21 protein-coding genes are annotated in these 17716 nt (G+C 62.9%); 7 read left to right on the forward strand and 14 right to left on the reverse strand.

Going from position 1 to position 17716, the window contains the following annotated elements:
• Positions 1 to 46: 46 nt before the first annotated feature.
• The 10 genes from pdxJ to rpoE form a co-directional block, all read right to left on the reverse strand.
• Positions 47 to 784 (reverse strand): pyridoxine 5'-phosphate synthase, encoded by a 738-nt coding sequence (pdxJ, locus tag PG879_RS02970; RefSeq protein WP_010675636.1) that lies wholly within the window; start codon positions 782 to 784, stop codon positions 47 to 49.
• A 157-nt stretch (positions 785 to 941) separates the two neighbouring features.
• On the reverse strand, positions 942 to 1652 hold the full coding sequence (recO, locus tag PG879_RS02975; RefSeq protein ID WP_039040537.1) for a DNA repair protein RecO: 711 nt from the start codon (positions 1650 to 1652) through the stop codon (positions 942 to 944).
• Entirely contained in the window at positions 1653 to 2552 is a 900-nt protein-coding gene (gene era / locus PG879_RS02980; protein WP_041211854.1) for a GTPase Era, read from the reverse strand. It abuts the gene before it with no gap.
• 61 nt (positions 2553 to 2613) lie between these two features.
• Positions 2614 to 3285, reverse strand: coding sequence for a ribonuclease III (rnc, locus tag PG879_RS02985; protein WP_042864945.1), 672 nt, complete (start codon positions 3283 to 3285; stop codon positions 2614 to 2616).
• Complete coding sequence (lepB, locus tag PG879_RS02990) at positions 3286 to 4209, reverse strand: signal peptidase I (protein WP_010675640.1); 924 nt, start codon at positions 4207 to 4209, stop codon at positions 3286 to 3288.
• A 3-nt stretch (positions 4210 to 4212) separates the two neighbouring features.
• Positions 4213 to 6006, reverse strand: a complete 1794-nt coding sequence (lepA, locus tag PG879_RS02995) for a translation elongation factor 4 (RefSeq protein WP_052815668.1) — start codon at positions 6004 to 6006, stop codon at positions 4213 to 4215.
• 159 nt (positions 6007 to 6165) lie between these two features.
• Positions 6166 to 6627, reverse strand: coding sequence for a SoxR reducing system RseC family protein (locus tag PG879_RS03000; protein WP_039040538.1), 462 nt, complete (start codon positions 6625 to 6627; stop codon positions 6166 to 6168).
• 90 nt (positions 6628 to 6717) lie between these two features.
• Positions 6718 to 7698, reverse strand: a complete 981-nt coding sequence (locus PG879_RS03005; RefSeq protein ID WP_010675643.1) for a MucB/RseB C-terminal domain-containing protein — start codon at positions 7696 to 7698, stop codon at positions 6718 to 6720.
• 21 nt (positions 7699 to 7719) lie between these two features.
• Complete coding sequence (locus PG879_RS03010; RefSeq protein WP_042864942.1) at positions 7720 to 8307, reverse strand: sigma-E factor negative regulatory protein; 588 nt, start codon at positions 8305 to 8307, stop codon at positions 7720 to 7722.
• Positions 8308 to 8329: 22 nt separating this feature from the next.
• The gene (gene rpoE / locus PG879_RS03015; protein ID WP_010675645.1) at positions 8330 to 8911 is read right to left on the reverse strand and encodes an RNA polymerase sigma factor RpoE; all 582 of its coding nucleotides are present in this window, start codon (positions 8909 to 8911) and stop codon (positions 8330 to 8332) included.
• Between the two features lie 181 nt (positions 8912 to 9092).
• Here rpoE and nadB point away from each other — a divergent pair, with 181 nt between their 5' ends.
• The gene (nadB, locus tag PG879_RS03020; protein WP_048208412.1) at positions 9093 to 10700 is read left to right on the forward strand and encodes an L-aspartate oxidase; all 1608 of its coding nucleotides are present in this window, start codon (positions 9093 to 9095) and stop codon (positions 10698 to 10700) included.
• 118 nt (positions 10701 to 10818) lie between these two features.
• On the opposite strand, the gene PG879_RS03025 is transcribed toward nadB, so the two are convergent.
• Complete coding sequence (locus PG879_RS03025) at positions 10819 to 11190, reverse strand: protein YgfX (protein WP_270829794.1); 372 nt, start codon at positions 11188 to 11190, stop codon at positions 10819 to 10821.
• Between the two features lie 58 nt (positions 11191 to 11248).
• A complete protein-coding gene (locus PG879_RS03030; protein ID WP_041213909.1) occupies positions 11249 to 11518 on the reverse strand; it encodes an FAD assembly factor SdhE in 270 nt (89 codons plus the stop codon).
• Positions 11519 to 11631: 113 nt separating this feature from the next.
• Here PG879_RS03030 and ygfZ point away from each other — a divergent pair, with 113 nt between their 5' ends.
• Entirely contained in the window at positions 11632 to 12543 is a 912-nt protein-coding gene (gene ygfZ, locus PG879_RS03035) for a tRNA-modifying protein YgfZ (protein WP_270829703.1), read from the forward strand.
• Positions 12544 to 12550: 7 nt separating this feature from the next.
• Here ygfZ and PG879_RS03040 read toward each other — a convergent pair whose 3' ends face one another.
• Positions 12551 to 13432 carry a LysR family transcriptional regulator gene (locus PG879_RS03040; RefSeq protein WP_270829704.1) on the reverse strand — a complete coding sequence of 294 codons (882 nt, stop codon included), beginning with the start codon at positions 13430 to 13432 and terminating at the stop codon, positions 12551 to 12553.
• 124 nt (positions 13433 to 13556) lie between these two features.
• On the opposite strand from PG879_RS03040, the gene PG879_RS03045 reads away from it, so the two are divergent.
• On the forward strand, positions 13557 to 13994 hold the full coding sequence (locus tag PG879_RS03045; RefSeq protein ID WP_039040541.1) for a PACE efflux transporter: 438 nt from the start codon (positions 13557 to 13559) through the stop codon (positions 13992 to 13994).
• A 70-nt stretch (positions 13995 to 14064) separates the two neighbouring features.
• Here the strand turns inward: PG879_RS03045 and PG879_RS03050 are convergent, their stop codons facing one another.
• On the reverse strand, positions 14065 to 14406 hold the full coding sequence (locus tag PG879_RS03050) for a hypothetical protein (RefSeq protein ID WP_010675652.1): 342 nt from the start codon (positions 14404 to 14406) through the stop codon (positions 14065 to 14067).
• A 183-nt stretch (positions 14407 to 14589) separates the two neighbouring features.
• Between PG879_RS03050 and cutA the strand changes: the two genes are divergently transcribed.
• The 4 genes from cutA to PG879_RS03070 all read left to right on the forward strand — a co-directional run bounded on the left by cutA (position 14590) and on the right by PG879_RS03070 (position 17710).
• Entirely contained in the window at positions 14590 to 14907 is a 318-nt protein-coding gene (gene cutA, locus PG879_RS03055) for a divalent-cation tolerance protein CutA (RefSeq protein ID WP_270829705.1), read from the forward strand.
• A complete protein-coding gene (locus tag PG879_RS03060; protein ID WP_270829706.1) occupies positions 14904 to 16682 on the forward strand; it encodes a protein-disulfide reductase DsbD in 1779 nt (592 codons plus the stop codon). The genes cutA and PG879_RS03060 overlap by 4 nt, the downstream gene beginning before the upstream one ends.
• Positions 16683 to 16745: 63 nt before the next feature.
• Positions 16746 to 17198, forward strand: a complete 453-nt coding sequence (locus tag PG879_RS03065; protein ID WP_050498250.1) for a GNAT family N-acetyltransferase — start codon at positions 16746 to 16748, stop codon at positions 17196 to 17198.
• Positions 17199 to 17284: 86 nt separating this feature from the next.
• Entirely contained in the window at positions 17285 to 17710 is a 426-nt protein-coding gene (locus PG879_RS03070) for a hypothetical protein (RefSeq protein WP_270829707.1), read from the forward strand.
• Positions 17711 to 17716 lie beyond the last annotated feature (6 nt).

Genomic DNA, 17716 nt, shown 5'->3' on the forward strand with positions numbered 1-17716 from the left:
GGGACGCCGAAGCGTCCCTTGTGGTTTTCATACCTGCGAAGCGGCATCAGATCCCCTGACGGGCTTCCTGCATCAGCGCACGCATGTCGCTGACCGCCTTGGCCAGACCGTCGAAGGCGGCGCGACCGATGATGGCATGACCGATGTTGAGCTCATAGAGCTCGGGGATCGCGGCGATAGCCTTGACGTTGTGGTAGTGCAGGCCGTGGCCCGCATTGACCTTCAGGCCCTTGCCAGCGGCGTAGGAAGCTCCGGCTGCGATGCGCTTGAACTCGGCGTTGCGCTCGGCATCCGTGGTGGCATCGGCGTAGCGGCCGGTGTGGATCTCGATGAAGGGAGCACCGCTCGCGGCGGCCGCATCGATCTGCAACGGATCCGCATCGATGAAGAGGGATACCTGAGCACCGACGGCCGCAAGACGGGTCACCGCATCGGTCACCTTGTCCAGCTGGCCCGCCACGTCCAGACCACCCTCGGTGGTCACCTCGGTGCGCTTCTCCGGTACCAGGCAGACGAAGTGGGGCTTGATGCGGCAGGCGATGCCGATCATCTCCTCGGTCACCGCCATCTCCAGGTTCATCCTGGTCTGGATGGTCTGGCGCAGGATCTCCACGTCCCGGTCGGTGATGTGGCGGCGATCTTCCCGCAGGTGGACCGTGATGCCATCGGCACCGGCCTGCTCGGCCACGAAGGCGGCCTGTACCGGATCCGGATACTGGGTGCCGCGGGCGTTGCGCAGGGTGGCGATATGGTCGATGTTCACACCCAGGTAGATCTCGCTCATTGCTTACTCCTTGATACAGGTCATCTGTGAATGCCGGAGCGGGTGGAGCCCGCTCCTCTGTCCATGTGCCGCCGCAGGCCGGTTCTGGTCGCGGCGACAGCATTATTGTTCATGAAAGGCGATGTCATAAACACAAAACATCACCAGATAATAAAAATCAGCTTGAAACACTGCCTTTTCGCTTCAAAAAGAGCTCCCTGCTCTTCAGTTGACGCTTGCCGAGATAGGGCTGCAGCGCCAGTCGGCTGAAACGCTTGGCCGCCTGCAGCAAGGGAGGCGTGTCAAAACGCCCCTCGGCGAAGGCCAGCAGGTGGGCGCCGAGGAACAGGGTACGGGGATCCGGCGCCCGCTCGCAAGCGACAAAGCCGAGCTCCCGCTCGAAGCCGTAGAGCAGGGTGGGGTCGATGGGGGAGTCGTCGTCCGCGGCATATTCGAAGTCCACCGCGTAGCCCAGGGCCTGCAGCAGCAGGAACTCGAAGCGGCGCAGGGGCAGCTCCGGGGTCTCTCCGTCCGCCAGTGCCATGATGGCACGGGCATAGGCATCGAACACCTCGGGGAAGGGGGTGTGCGCTTCCAGCAGGTAGTAGACCAGCTCGTTGAGATAGAGGCCGTAGAAGAGACGATCCCCGCCGAGGCGCAACGAGTGATCCGGGCACTCCACCTGGGTGAGGTTCTTGAGATCCCCCTTGCCGCGCCAGGCAATGGTGAGCAGGGTGAAGGGCTGAAGCAGCCCCTTCAGAGAGGAGCGTGGCCCGCGGGAACCGCGAGCCACCAGGGTGAATCGACCGCTATCCTGGGTGAAGACCTCGACCAGCTGGCTGGTCTCCCGATAGGGCCGACTGTGGATGACGAAAGCCGGGGTCAGCAATCAGTCGTCGCCATACCCGAGGCTGCGCAGGGCCCGCTCGTCGTCGGCCCAGCCGGACTTGACCTTGACCCACAGCTCGAGATGCACCTTGTTCTGGAACAGCCGTTCCATGTCGATGCGCGCCTCTGTGCCGATGGTCTTGATCTTCTCGCCCTTGTTGCCGATGACCATCTTTTTCTGGCCTTCGCGCTCCACCAGGATGAGCCCGTGGATGTGGTAAAGACCGGTCTCCTCCACCTTGAAGCGCTCGATCTCCACCGTCACCGAATAGGGCAGCTCCTCGCCGGTGAAGCGCATCAGCTTCTCGCGGATGATCTCGGAGGCCATGAAGCGGGAAGAGCGGTCGGTCACGTAATCTTCCGGGAAGAAGTGGACGTTCTCCGGCAGCAGATCCTTGGCCCACTCGCGGATCTTCTCCACGTTGGTGCCCTTCTCGGCGCTGATGGGCAGGATGTGGGCAAAGTTCATCTGCTGACCCAGCCACTCGAGGTGCGGCAGCAGATCCTCTTTCTCCTTGACGTTGTCGATCTTGTTGACCGCCAGCACCACAGGGCACTTGAGGTGGCGCAGCTTGCCCAGCACCATCTCGTCATCCTTGGTCCAGTGGGTGCCGTCCACCACGAACACCACCATGGCCACGTCCCCCAGGGAACTGGTGGCGGCGCGGTTCATCAGACGGTTGATGGCCCGCTTCTCCTCGATGTGCAGACCCGGGGTATCCACATAGATGGTCTGATGGTTCTCCTCGGTGTCGATCCCCAGGATCCGGTGACGGGTAGTCTGGGGCTTCTTCGAGGTGATGCTGACCTTCTGGCCGAGCAACTTGTTGAGCAGGGTGGACTTGCCCACGTTGGGGCGGCCCACGATGGCGACAAAGCCGCAATAGGTGGTATCTGTCATGACCGCGTTCCCAATGCTGATGGAGTGAAAAGAGCGCACAGTGCCGGATCCGTCATGGTGCTCATGACAGCCGTTCCAGTGCTTGCTGCGCCGCGGCCTGTTCGGCCTTGCGGCGGCTGGAGCCGATCCCGACCAGGGGGCCATCCAGCCCATCCACTTCGCACTGGACGGTGAACTCCTGGTTGTGGGCCTCGCCCTTGACGTTGGTCACCGTGTAGGTCGGCAGGGATTTGCGGCTGCCCTGCAGGATCTCTTGCAGACGGGTCTTGGGATCCTTCTGTTCGATCCCGGGCTTGATCTCGCCAAGGCGGCTGGCATACCAGCCGAGCAGGAGGCTGCGCACCCGCTCCAGATCCGTGTCCAGATAGACGGCGCCGATCACCGCCTCGACGGTGTCGGCCAGGATGGACTCGCGGCGAAAACCGCCGCTTTTCAGCTCCCCCGGCCCCAGGATCAGGTGATCCCCGAGGTCGAATTCCCGGCCCAGCTCGGCCAGCGTCTTCTCGCGCACCAGGGTGGCGCGCATCCGGCTGAGATCCCCTTCCGCCGCCTGCGGGAAGCGGTGGAAGAGGTCATCGGCAATCACCAGACTCAGGATGGAGTCCCCCAGAAATTCCAGGCGCTCGTTGTGACGGGACCCTGCGCTGCGATGGGTCAGTGCCCGGGTCAGCAGCTCAGGATCCTGAAAGACATGCCCGAGACGGGACTGCAGTCTGTTCATCTTGATATTCATTTACTTGATTCCGCCAATGCGGTTGAAGCGCACACCGGTCGGCACCCAGCTCGGCAAGCTGGACCCTTCCTCGCGCTCGAATTCGAAACTGATCCAGATGGCGACCGCCTTGCCCACCAGGTTCTGCTCGGGCACGAAGCCCCAGAAACGGCTGTCGGTGCTGTTGTCGCGGTTGTCACCCATCACGAAATAGTGGCCTTCCGGCACCACCCACTCGTCGGGGTAGGTGCCGGGCTGGCGATAGTAGCGGTCCACCAGGTCCGGCATCAGCGGGTTGCGCAAGGTCTCGTGGGAGACATCGCCCAACTGTTCGGTGTAGCGATCCAGCGGGATCCCCATCTGGCTGAACTCGCCGCGCTGCTCGAACTTGACGTCCAGCTTCTGGAAGCCGGGGCACGTTTTCCCTTCCTGCTCATCGCACTTGGGCCGGATCATCAGCTCCTTGTTGCGATAGATGACCCGATCGCCGGGCATGCCGACCACCCGCTTGATGTAGTCCACCCGGGTATCCAGCGGATACTTGAAGACCACCACATCACCGCGCTTCGGCTCGCCGGTCTCGAGGAACTTGGTGTTGGTCACCGGGTCCTTGAGGCCGTAGGCGAACTTCTCCACCAGGATGAAGTCGCCCACCAGCAGGGTCGGCATCATGGAGCCGGACGGGATCTGGAACGGCTCGAAGATGAAGGAGCGCAGGATCAGCACCAGCGCGATCACCGGGAAAACCCCGCCGGTCTGTTCGATCCAGACCGGCATGGGGGCCACCTTGGCCAGTGTCTTCTCGTCCACATCCGGACCGGCATTGGCACGGGCGGCGGCAATCTTGGCCGCCCGCTGCTTGGCCCAGACCAGCTTGTCGAGCGTCCAGATGATGCCAGTCAGCAGGGTGACGACGACGAGGATCAGGGAAAAGGTGCTTGCCATCGATTAATCCTTTCCGACGTGGAGAATGGCGAGGAAGGCCTCTTGCGGCACGTCCACACGACCCAGGGACTTCATCCGCTTCTTGCCTTCTTTCTGCTTGTTCAGCAGCTTCTTCTTCCGGCTCACGTCACCACCGTAGCACTTGGCGGTGACGTCTTTACGCAATGCCTTGACGGTGCTGCGGGCGATGATCTGGTTGCCGATGGCGGCCTGAATGGCGATGTCGAACATCTGGCGCGGGATCAGCTCACGCATCTTCTCCACCACCTGGCGACCGCGATACTGGGCGTTATCCTTGTGGGTGATGATGGCCAGGGCGTCGACCCGCTCGCCGTTGATCATGATGTCCAGACGGACCATGTCGGAGGTTTCGAAGCGCTTGAAGCCGTAGTCCAGGGAGGCGTAGCCGCGACTGGTGGACTTCAGACGGTCGAAGAAGTCGAGCACCACTTCCGCCATCGGGATCTCGTAGGTCAGCGCCACCTGCTTGCCGTGGTAGACCATGTTGGTCTGTACGCCGCGCTTCTCGATGCAGAGGGTGATGACGTTGCCCATGTACTCCTGCGGCAGCAGGATGTGGCACTCGGCGATGGGCTCGCGCATCTCCTTGATGTTGTTGATGGCGGGCATCTGGGCCGGGCTGTCGATGTGGATGGTGGAGCCATCGTTCAGCTCGATCTCGTAGACCACGGTCGGCGCAGTGGTGATGAGATCCAGATCGTATTCACGCTCCAGACGCTCCTGGATGATCTCCATGTGCAGCATCCCGAGGAAGCCGCAGCGGAAGCCGAAGCCCAGCGCCGTGGAGCTCTCCGGTTCGTAGAACAGGGAGGCGTCGTTGAGGGAGAGCTTCTCCAGCGCATCGCGGAAGGACTCGTAGTCATCGCTGGAGATGGGGAACAGGCCCGCATAGACCTGGGGTTTCACCTTCTTGAAACCGGCCAGCGCCTTCTCGGCACCGTGCTTGGCCAGGGTCAGGGTATCCCCCACCGGCGCACCGTGGATGTCCTTGATGCCGCAGACGACCCAACCTACCTCGCCACAACCCAGGCCGTCGGTGTCCACCTGCTTCGGCGTGAAGATACCGATGCGATCCACACCCCATACCTGACCGGTGCTCATCACCTTGATCTTGTCGTTCTTTTTCAGGGAACCGTTCTTGATCCGCACGAGCGACACGACCCCGAGGTAGGAGTCGAACCAGGAGTCGATGATCAGCGCCTGCAGCGGCGCCTCCGGATCCCCTTCCGGGGACGGGATCTTGGCGACGATCTCTTCCAGCACCAGATCGACACCGAGGCCGGTCTTGGCGGAGCAGCGCACCGCGTCCACCGCGTCGATGCCGACGATGTCCTCGATCTCCTCGGCAACCCGCTCGGGCTCTGCGGCCGGCAGGTCGATCTTGTTCAGCACCGGCACCACTTCCAGATCCATTTCCATGGCGGTGTAGCAGTTGGCCAGAGTCTGTGCCTCAACCCCCTGACCGGCATCCACCACCAGCAGTGCCCCTTCACAGGCAGCCAGGGAGCGAGAAACCTCGTAGGAGAAATCCACGTGGCCCGGGGTGTCGATAAAGTTCAGCTGATAGGTGTTACCGTCTTGTGCCTGGTAGTTCAGGGTCACACTCTGTGCCTTGATGGTAATGCCGCGCTCGCGCTCCAGATCCATGGAGTCCAGCACCTGGGCCTGCATCTCGCGATCGGACAGGCCGCCGCAAGTCTGGATCAGACGGTCCGACAGGGTCGACTTACCGTGGTCGATGTGCGCAATAATCGAAAAGTTACGAATGTGTTTCATCGAGCAAGAATCACTCAAAATTAAGTTAGGGTCGGATATGAGGGCAGGATTTTACTGGATAACCCGGTCGACGGCCAATCTTTAGTCGGCGGGCCCCACAAATAGCGCCTTGTCTGGCGGGCGTTGGGCACCTGGATGCCCTCCGCCAGACCCGGCCCCTCAAGAGAGATGACGGGTATTGAGCACCACCCCGAGCATGCGGGGACCGTATTCCCCCTGCTCGAGCCGGTCAGAAAAGTAACGAACCAGTAAAAATCCGATGGCGCCGCCCAGCAGACAGCAGAGGATGGTCACCCCCTCTCCCGCCGACAAGAGCGGCACCAGCCAGAGCTGGCCGAGCAGGGCGCCCAGCAGCAGACAGAAGAGCGGCAGCACGTACACCAGAGCCGCACCGCGCAGGATGCTGGCCTGAGGGATGCCCAGGCGGATCTGCTGGCCCACCGCCACATCACCGGTGAGGGCGACCCGCAGCCGCTGCGCCTTCATGGGAAAGGCCTTGGCGACGGTGCCGGTCCCGCAGCTGGATTGTTGGTGGCAACCGCTGCAGGCGGATCGCCGCTCGCACTCCACCCAGGCGTGATTGCCGTCGATGGCCACTACTGTGGCCAGCTCTTCACTCATGTTACTCACCTGATGACTCCTCACAGGGGGCGGTGGATGCACCGGATCTCAGCACGGCGGCACCCTCAGGGCAAGTCTCACGGCAAAGACTCACTGCACCGCCTCGTTGCGAGCCAGGGGCTGCACTGCCTCGGCGATGCGCTTGGCGGTTTCGGCGGGCACCTCGCCCACCACGGTGATCTCCACCCCGACCTCGTTGACGAAACTCACCAGCGAGGTAGCCCCCTGGCGAATCAACTGCTGGCGCACCGCCTGCTTGGGATCGACCCGGGAGACGTAGACGGAGAGATCCACCAGCCCGTCGGAGAGCATCATGTAATCCACCGGCAGACTGGTGCTGACCAGCTGATGCCGATCCTGAGAGAGCACCTTGAAGCCATCGGGCAACCAGGTCAGGTGCCAGTTGAGGGTCTGCTGGGGAGCGGGATAGGCATCTTCCAGCGCCAGCGCATCCGGCAGCTTGCTGCGTGCCAGGGTGACCAGCCAGGGGGCCGGCGCAGATTGCCTGTCCAGATCCACCCCCAGCACCTGCTCCACCAGATTGCCTTCTCGATCCACCATGTCCACCCGCAGCAGCAAATGGCTCTGTTCATCAATCCAGAGCACGAAGCCGTACTTGTCCGCCTCCTTGGGCACCAGCCGCACCACTTGTGCCACCAGGCCGGCCACCCGGCTGCGGCCCGCCAGCACGGGGTCATAACTCTCCATCACCCGGGGCAGCGGCATCCTCACCAGGCTCGACCAGACCCCGGGGAAACGCGCCCCCTTGAGGGTGTAGGGTTCATGGGTGTTTTCGAAGAAGGTGTATTCGTTCTGGCGTTGCAGGAACTCCACGGCCTTGCCGTCGAGATAGCTCAGGTGAGCCACCTCCTTGCCATCGATGATCCCGTGGCTGAAACGGATAGGCTCGAGGCGCCCCTGGCGGGCCTTGACCATGGACAATTCGAAGTTCTGTTGCGAAACGGCACTCTGCATCTGCTGCAACAAGGCCTCGGCCGACAGATCGTCGGCCGAGGCCTTGGCACAAATCAACAGGAGAGAGGCCAGCAGGATACGGCTGGACTGGCGCACGATCTGATCCCTAAAAATGCGTTATTCCTGAATCTGCTTGTCTTGCAGCAGACGCTGTTGCAGTTGATGGTCGCGCAGGAAGGCATTGATGCGCTCGCGCTGCTCCTGCATCTGCTGCTCGCTCAGACCTTGCTGACGCACACCGGTCCGGCTGCCATCCTGGGGATAGTGCACGCTCACCGGCGCAGCACTGCCACCCACGGGTATGGTATTGAGCACCGGGCTGGTCGGCACACCATCCTTGCCCTGGTACTGCTGCACGCCGAAGATGACGGCGGTAGCCACGGAGGCGGCAATGGCATACTGCCCCACTTGCTGGCCAAAGCGGCGAACGAAGGGGATCACCTTGCCGGCGGGCTGCACCTGGGGCGCAGCAGGCTGTGCCGGCTTGGGCGCCAGTATGGCGGGTTCATCCTCCAGCGCCAGCATGATGCTGTCGCTGAGATCCAGTTGCAGATTGACCGGCAGGTCACCCCGCATGGCATCACCGATCAGATGGTAACGCGACCAGGTATCCTGCAGAGCGGGATCCGTTCCCAGCTCGTTCAGTACCTCGATTTCGCTAAGGTCGCCATCCATCAGGGCTGAAAGTTGCTCTTTATTTGCCATAAGTTTGCCTGTCTTTCCCCAGTTAATGCTCGATCAGAGGTTGCAGCTTTTTATCGATTGCTTCCCTCGCCCGGAAGATGCGGGATCTCACCGTACCCACCGGACAATCCATGATCTCCGCAATCTCCTCGTAGCTCAGCCCTTCCATTTCACGAAGGGTGATCGCCGTTCTCAAATCTTCTGGCAAGGCTTCTATGGCGGTAAACACGGTACGCTTGATCTCGTCGGTCAGCGCCAGGTTTTCCGGGGTGGCCACCTCTTGCAGGGCTTCACCACCACCATAATATTCAGCCTCGTCCGCTTCGACATCACTGCTGGGCGGTCTGCGCCCCTGTGACGTCAGGTAGTTTTTGGCCGTGTTGACGGCAATCCGGTACAACCAGGTGTAAAACGCGCTCTCGCCACGGAATGTCGGTAACGCACGGTAGGCCTTGATGAATGCCTCCTGCGCCACATCCGGTACATCGCCCGGATTGTTGACATACCTGGCCACCAGGTTGACCACCTTGTGCTGGTACTTGCGTACCAACAGGTTGAATGCATTTTTATCGCCACGCTGGACCCGTTCAACCAGCTGTTCGTCCAGTAGATTCTGGTCGCTCATCAGAGCCGTAAAACCCCCATCAGGTTATCGTTTTTCTTTTCCGGCCCCTTCTAAGCGCACAAGTTCAGACAGGAGGAATCAGGGAAAGTTCGCTTGCATTGAAAAAAATGTGATGCGGGCTGCATCACAACCCCCCTTGGGCTACCATGGGGCCAGTTCTTAATCCAGGCCAATGATACTTATGAAAGCAAGTGTTGAATACCTTTGCGACGTACTCATCATTGGCAGCGGTGCCGCCGGTCTGTCCCTCGCGTTGCGATTGGCAGACCAGGCCAAAGTCCTGGTTCTGAGCAAGGGGCCCATCAGTGAGGGGGCCACTCTCTATGCGCAAGGAGGCATCGCTGCCGTGTTCGACGAGACCGACAGCATCGAATCCCACGTGAGCGACACGCTCAACGCCGGCGCCGGGTTGTGCGACCCGGCAGTGGTGGAGTTCACCGCCCGCAACGCCCGCGACTCCATCCAGTGGCTCATTCAGCAGGGAGTCCCCTTCGATCAGGAAGAGGATGCCGAGGGGGAATCCCACTATCACCTGACCCGGGAAGGGGGCCACAGCCATCGCCGCATCTTCCACGCGGCCGACGCCACCGGCAAGGCGGTGCAGCTCACCCTGATCGACCAGGTGCGCGCCCACCCCAACATCCAGCTGATGGAGCGCTTCAACGCGGTCGATCTCATCACCACCCGCAAGCTGGGTCTGCCGGGCAACAAGGTACTGGGAGCCTATGTCTGGAATCGCAACGCCGAGCAGGTCGAGGTGATCCGCGCCCGCTTCGTGGCGCTGGCCACCGGTGGTGCCTCCAAGGTGTACCAGTACACCTCCAACCCCGATGTAAGCTCTGGCGACGGAATCGCCATGGCATGGCGCGCCGGCTGCCGGGTGGCGAACCTGGAGTTCAACCAGTTCCACCCCACCAGCCTGTTCCACCCGGACGACCCCAACTTCCTGCTGACCGAGGCCCTGCGTGGCGAGGGGGCCTATCTGCGCCGCCCGGACGGCAGCCGCTTCATGCCGGAGTTTGACGAGCGGGCCGAGCTGGCCCCGCGGGACATCGTCGCCCGCGCCATCGACCACGAGATGAAGCGCCTCGGGGCGGATTGCATGTATCTGGACATCAGCCATAAGCCGGCGGATTTCATCATCAAGCACTTCCCGACCATTTATGAGCGCTGCCTCGCGGTCGGTATCGACATCACCAAGGAGGCGATGCCCATCGTCCCGGCGGCCCACTACACCTGTGGCGGCGTGATGATCGACAACAACGGCCAGACCGACATCCCCGGCCTCTATGCCATCGGCGAGGTGACCTATACCGGGTTGCACGGCGCCAATCGCATGGCCTCCAACTCCCTGCTCGAATGCGTGGTCTATGCCCATCAGGCGGGAGCCGACATCCTGGCCAAGCTGCCCACCAGCGTGGCGCCCCCCAGTCTGCCGGCCTGGGACGAGAGCCAGGTGGATGACTCGGACGAGCAGGTGGTGATCCAGCACAACTGGCACGAACTGCGACTGATGATGTGGGACTACGTGGGCATAGTGCGCACCAACAAGCGCCTGGCCCGGGCCAAGCGTCGCATCGATCTGCTCAAGCAGGAGGTGCAGGAGTACTACGCCAACTTCCGGGTCTCCAACAACCTGCTGGAGCTGCGCAACCTGTTGCAGGTGGCCGAGCTCATCGTCAACTGCGCCCTGGAGCGCAAGGAGTCTCGCGGTCTGCACTACAACCTGGATTATCCGGACATGCAGCCGGACTCCAAGCCGACCGTGCTGACCCCGGATCGGGAATGACGCCGGATCTGGAATAAGGCCGTTGCGTTCGATTCGGGCGTATGCCCTCCCCCAGATGACCCCGCCCAGGCGGGGTCATCTGCTATGAGCGGCAGATGTAGCAGGTAGAGAGACGCCCCTAGCGGACAGCGAGGTGAATGGCGCGGGCCAGGGCGCGGTAGTGTGCAGGGGCCAGGGCATCGGAGAAGAGCCAGAGCTGCCCCTCGGAGCCCTCCACCGTCTTCAGCCGCAACCAGAGCACCCCGGGCAGGATGCGGCTGCGGGGACCCAGCCGATGGCGTGCCCCTTGCCACTCGAGCCACTCCCCGTCCCAGACGAGCACGCCGCTCGCCGCCGGATGGCGGCGCAACACGCGCCACAGACTCAGCCCCCAGACAGGGAGGAACAGCCCCCATTGCCAGCCCTGGATCAGGCTGGCGACGGGCAAGAGCAGCAACAGAAACAGGATGCACAGCAGCAGACGCTGCTGGCGGGAGGCGATCACGGGCATCACTACCCGCTGGGGAGACGCGAGGCTGGCCATGAGGGGTGGCGGTCGCGAGTCGGGCTCAGCGCAGGCTGTCGTGGCGGGCCTGGTTGCGCTCGAGGATCAGGGGGATCATGGCGGCAAAATCGGGATCCTCGGGCACGCCGTGACCCATGCACCAGCGGAACAGCTCGGGATCCTCGCACTCCAGCAGGCGGATGAAGGTGCGCTGTTCGGCCTCGCCGAGGCCATCGAACTCGTGCTCAAAGAAGGGCATAAAGATCACATCCAGCTCGAGCATGCCGCGACGGCAGGCCCACTTCAGGCGGGACTTCTCACTTGGGTTCAACATGGAACTCTCCTTACAAAGACCGGGGAATGGTAGCAGCAGGATTTTCCGGCTGACAAACATTCCTTACGTCTTTACCATGCAGGTCACATACTTTCTGTCTCTGGAATCCCATCGTGAGCCTGCCGACCCCTCTTCTTCCTGCCGAGCCGACCCTGTTTTCCCTGACCAATCTGGCCATCACCCGCCTCTGCGGCCCGGATCGCGCCAAGTATCTGCAAGGTCAGGTCACCTGCGACGTCAACGCCCTGCAACCGGGCCAGAGCACCCTCGGCGGCCACTGCGATCCCAAGGGCAAGCTGTGGAGCGATTTTCGCCTGCTCTGCCTGGAAGACAGCCTGCTGATGCTGACCAAGCCCTCGGTGCTGGCCCGCCAGCTGCCGGAGCTCAAGAAGTTTGCGATCTTTGCCAAGGTCGAGATCGGCGAGTTTCAGGGCAGCCTGGCCGGACTGGCCGGTCAGGGGACGGACGACTGGATGGCACAGCACTTCGCGCTGACCGGCACCGGCCTGGTGGAGGGCGGCATGGCAGTCAGGGTGGAGGCGGACCGCTGGCTGCTGGCGAGCACATCCCCGCAGGCCCTGAACCTGCCGGTGGGCGATGAAGGACTCTGGTGGGGGCTGGAAATCAAAGCCGGTCTCCCCCATCTGGAAGCTGTCCATCAGGGGGAATACATCCCCCAGATGCTGAACCTGCAAGCCCTTGATGGCATCAGCTTCAACAAGGGCTGCTACATGGGGCAGGAGACGGTGGCGCGCGCCAAGTATCGCGGCGCCAACAACCGCGCCCTCTTCGTGCTGAGCGGCACTGCCGCAACGCAGGTGGCCAGCGGTGACACCCTGGAGATCCAGCTCGGTGACAACTGGCGTCGCAGCGGTCTGGTGCTCAATGCCTGGCAGCAGCAGGGTCAGGTGTGGCTCACCGCCGTGCTGCCCAAGGACACCGAGGCCGACGCCCGCTTCCGCCTCAAGCTGGAAGAGGGCTCCAGCCTCGGTCTGCAACCCCTGCCCTATGCGTTGATCGACTGAATCCCCCCTAGCGAGGCACCCGCGCCAGCAGTGCCTCCTGCAACCAGCGCCCCGCCTGCCCGAGCGGGCGGGCGCGATACCACTGCAACTCCAGCGCCAGTTCCGCCTCGGCGATGAAGTCCGGCTTGAGCACCACCAGCTCCCCCCGCGCCAGGGGCCGGTGCAGCAGAAACTCGGGCACCGCCGCCCATCCCAGCCCCAGTTTCACCAGCTCCAGGATCCCGAGATCCCCCTCCACCCACCACACTTGCGCCGAGAGGCGGAAGCGATGGCGCTCCGTCCCCTCCCGCCGTCCGGTCACCATCAACTGGCGAGCCCCTTGCAGGTCGCTCTCCTTCAACGGCGTCTTGTGGGCCAGGGGGTGATCCGGAGAGACCACCAGGGGCATGGTGACCGTCCCCAGGGAGCGGGAGATCAGCTCCCGCTCGGGGTGCGCCTTCTGATAGCTGATGCCGAGCTGGGCACGGCCGCTCTTGAGCAGCTCGGTCACGTCCTCCATCAGCGGGAACAACAGCTCCAGCTCCACCGCCGGGTAACGGCTGGCGAACTCCTCCAGCAGGGAACCAAGCCAGGGCAGGTGGGAGTCATCGTCGATGGCCAGGGTAAGGCGCGACTCGACGCCGTTGGCCAGTTCGCCGGCGATGGCCTGCAGTCGCTCGCTCTGGGCCAGCAGCACCCCCGCCTCCTGACAGATGCGGGCCCCCGCCTCGGTCAGCACGGGATAGCGGCCGCTGCGATCGAACAGCGCAAGGCCGAGATCGATCTCCAGGTTGGCGATGGCGGCACTCACCACCGACTGAGCCTTGCCCAGCCTGCGCGCCGCCGCCGAGAACGACCCGGTCTCGGCCGTCGCCAGCAATGCCTTGAAGTGTTCCAGTGAAGGGGTCATGAGCCTGCTCCGCCGTGCTGTTGTGTCGTCACATCTATCTATTTTAGCGATAGATACCAACGTGAATCTATCCGGTTTTGGCGATACATTGCCGCCATTCCCTGACCAAAGAGAGAGACAGACCATGCGTACGACCCGTGACCGCCTGCGCCACGCCATCGGCTTCGAATTGATTGGCCTGCTGATCGCCGCCCCGCTGGCCAGCTGGGTGACCGGCGTCGGGCTCAACCACATGGGCCCCCTGGCCCTGTTCTTCTCGGTGGTCGCCACCGTCTGGAACTATGTCTACAACATCGGGGTGGACAAGCTGCTGCTGCGCTATCAGGGCCACACCCACAAGGCGCTGTGGCAGCGTGTGCTGCACACCCTGGGGTTCGAGGGGGGCCTGCTGATCGTGGCCCTGCCGGTGATGTCCTGGTGGCTCGACATCGGCCTGCTGGAGGCGCTGGTGCTGGATATGGGCTTCGTGCTCTTCTACCTGGTCTATGCCTTCGTCTACAACTGGAGTTACGACAAGGTGTTCCCCATTCCCATGGGACAGGTGCAGAAGGCGCTGGGATAAGCGATTCGAGGGGTAAGGGCGAGGCACCATCATGCGATGGCATGATGGTGCTGAAGAGGGCCTCGCGGGGTCAGGCCTGGGCCTTGACCTCTTCCGGCGGGGTGTCGTCCTGCCTGGTTTCCTGGCGCATCATGGCTTCGAGGTCGCTCTGGTACTGGTTCAGCATGCGCTGGGCCGCCACCATGTCCCCCTTGTGCAGGCGTTCGAACAGATGATGCTGCACCACGCCGTTGAGGTACTCCACCGTGATGGGTTGCTCCAACGCCGACAACAGCTCCTCTTTTTCCAGCTCCGCATTGATCTCGTCGACACTGGTACGCAGCAGACCGGCCAGTTGCACCAGCATGCGGCGCTCCCCTTCACGCAACAGGCTCAACATGCGGTTTCTCTGCTGCTCATTCTGTTGGGTCATACATTTCCTTACGTAGAATTGGAACAAGCCCGCTCATTCTGCCCTGTCCTTTTCACAGCGTCCATCTCGGGCGCATGACTTATTCCGGGTGCGGGGGGCCGGGTGCTATTTGCCCCCCGGCCCGGTATAGTAGCGGCTGATCCAGGGGGCCCGTGCGCCCCGTTGCCGAGACCGTCCATCCCTATGACCGACGCCATTCTGGTGCTCTGCACCTGCCCCGACGAGACCAGTGCAGACCGCCTCTGCGAGCAGCTGCTCGACCAGCGCCTCGCCGCCTGCATCAACCAGCTGCCCGGGGTTACCTCCGTCTATCGCTGGCAGGGCAAGACGGAGCGAACCCGGGAGATCCAGCTCGTCATCAAGAGTCGGGCCGCTCTGTTCGAACCCCTGCGCCAGTGCATTCTCGCCCACCATCCCTACGAGGTACCGGAGATCCTGGCGCTCCCGGCAAGCAAGGGCCACCCTGCCTATCTCGACTGGTTGACACAGGAGACCTCATGACCGCCTCTCGCCCCCTCTCCTTCCTGTTGATGCTGCTGGGCCTGCTCTGTGTCCTGACGACGGCCCCCGCCCGGGCCAGCAGCCAGGATCTGCTCGGCAGCCTCGGCATCGAGACCCAGCCCAGATTCCTCAAGGTGGATCAGGCCTTCGCCCTCGAGAGCGAACAACAGGGTGATCGGCTGCTGCTCCGGATACGCATCGCCGACGGCTACTACCTCTATCGCCACAGCATCCGTGTGAAGGGAGAGAACCTCGCCTTTGACGAGCCCGTCCTGCCCCCCGGCACCGAGCACGAGGATGACTTCTTCGGCAAGAGCCGGGTCTATTACCAGGAGGTGCAGATCCCCGTGGCGCTGACCCGGGTCGGGGACGCGGCCAGCCTCACCCTGAGTTACCAGGGCTGCACCGAGGGACTCTGCTACCCACCGACCGACAAGCGGATCGCCGTCGAGCCCCTCGCCGCCCCCGCCCGGGCGGAAGCGGCGGCCCCCCTTCAGGGCACCGACGTGCCGGGCAGCCAGCAGGACAGGCTGGCGGCCGCCCTCGGCAGCCAGGGGTTCTGGATCAGCGTCGCCGCCTTCTTCGCTCTGGGTCTGGGCCTCGCCTTCACCCCCTGCGTCTTCCCCATGTATCCCATCCTGACCGGGATCATCGCCGGGGCCGGGCATCACCTCTCCACCCGTCGCGCCTTCCTGCTCTCCTTTGTCTATGTGCAGGGGATGGCGGTCACCTATACCCTGCTCGGGCTCGTCGTCGCCTCGGCGGGCCTGCAATTCCAGGCGGCCCTTCAACACCCCTATGTGCTCATCGGCCTCTCGGTGATGTTCGTGCTGCTCGCCCTCTCCATGTTCGGGCTCTACACCCTGCAACTGCCGAGCAGCCTGCAAACCCGTCTCTCGGGCTTCTCCAACCGCCAGCAGGGCGGATCCGTGGCCGGCGTCGCCATCATGGGCATGATCTCGGGACTGGTCTGCTCCCCCTGCACCACAGCGCCACTCTCAGGGGCCCTTATCTACGTGGCCCAGAGTGGCGATCTCTGGCTCGGCGGTGCGGCCCTCTATGCCCTCTCCCTGGGCATGGGGCTGCCGCTGCTCTTGCTCGGCACCTCTGGCGGCAAGCTGCTGCCCAGGGCCGGCGCCTGGATGGATGTGATCAAGCAACTCTTCGGTTTTGCGCTGCTGGCGGTACCCATACTGCTGCTCTCAAGGCTCCTGAGCGACCAGATGTCCACCCTGCTCTGGCTCGGCTGGGGGCTGGTGCTGTGCGGTTATCTCTATCACCACAACCAGCATCGCGCCCATTCGGTGGGCAAGAGCCTCGGCGGCTTCGTCCTGCTTCTGGCGATGATGGGTCTGGTGGTGGTGGGCAAGGATCTGCTGCTGCCACCCGAGGGGGCCAATGCCGCCGCCCAGACCCAGGCCCCCCGATTCATCCGCATCAAGACCCTGGACGATCTCAAGGTGCAGCTTGCCGCCGCCCGCGGCAAGCCGGTGCTGCTGGATCTCTACGCCGACTGGTGCGTGGCCTGCAAGGAGTTCGAGCACAAGACCTTCAGCGACCCCGATGTGCAGGCGCGCTTCGGCGAGATGGTGCTGCTGCAGGCGGACGTCACCGCCAACGACGACGCCGACGTGGATCTGCTCAACGGCCTCAACGTGCTGGGATTGCCGACACTCCTCTTCTTCGATCGCGATGGCAACGAGGTGAACGGCCAGCGGGTGACCGGCTTCATGGGGCCTGCCGAATTTCTCGGCCAGCTGGACAAGCTGCGCTAGATGGAGCTTCGGCGTCTGTCAGCGTTTCACCCAGAGCACAGGGGCTGGCTGGAGGAAGTTGTCATGGCAGCCCCAGCCTACAGCTGGCTGACCGAAAGCAAGGGGCCTGCCCCTGCGGATGCCGAAGAGATACTCAAGGTCTGTCCACCGGGGATGGGGCAAGAGGACAAGTTTGTGCTGGCCGTGCTGGAGGGCGAAGAATTGCTTGGCTGCGTCGATCTCATCCGTGGCTATCCCACACCGGATACCGCCTATCTCGGTCTGCTGCTGTTGAAGGAGTGCAGGCAAGGCCGTGGCATCGGCAGCCAAGTCGTCCTACGGCTCATGGAGATGGCGGCAAACTGGGGTTGCACCAACATGCGGCTCGGGGTCATAGAAACCAACCTGCCAGCCCTGCATTTTTGGACCAAGCACGGCTTCCAGCAAGTAGATCGCAAACAGATCGCCGGGTTCAGCGGCGATACCCTGGTCATGACCTGCATCGTTCGCCGTCCCCTTCCCTCGGACCTCCCATAGACTGCTGATTTTTCTGGCTATCCCTTGTATCTGGCCCGTACCGTGGCAAACTTTGCCCCTCCTGTCTCGCATCATCCGGAGTTTTGATGAAAAAATGGTTCATCCCCCTGCTGGCCCTCTGGCTTTATGGCTGCAACGCAGGTCCCGGTGAAGAAACCATCCAGAGCCAGGTCACCGCCAGGTTGCAGGGGGGCACAGATGCTGACCTGTTCGACATCCGCGACTTCGCCGTGCTCGGCAAGGAGGAGCGGATGGAGGGGGTCTATCTGGTCAAGGTGAGCTACCAGCTCCACTTCAAGCAGGGACTGGATCAGTTGCAGGTGCTGCACGACGAGGATCTCGTCTATGACAGGGTCGGCCCCTTCCAGCAGGAGATGGGACTGATGGAGCTCGAGCGCAAATATGGCGACTTCGAGGCAGGCCAGGCCCTGGCGCAGGAGACCCAGGTCTGGATGATGAAGACGGAGCAGGGCTGGCGCCTGGCCGAGCCAGACGCGACGCAGCAGGGATAATCCCGA

This window comes from Aeromonas sp. QDB63, from assembly GCF_027707425.1.
Classification (GTDB): Bacteria; Pseudomonadota; Gammaproteobacteria; order Enterobacterales; family Aeromonadaceae; genus Aeromonas; species Aeromonas caviae.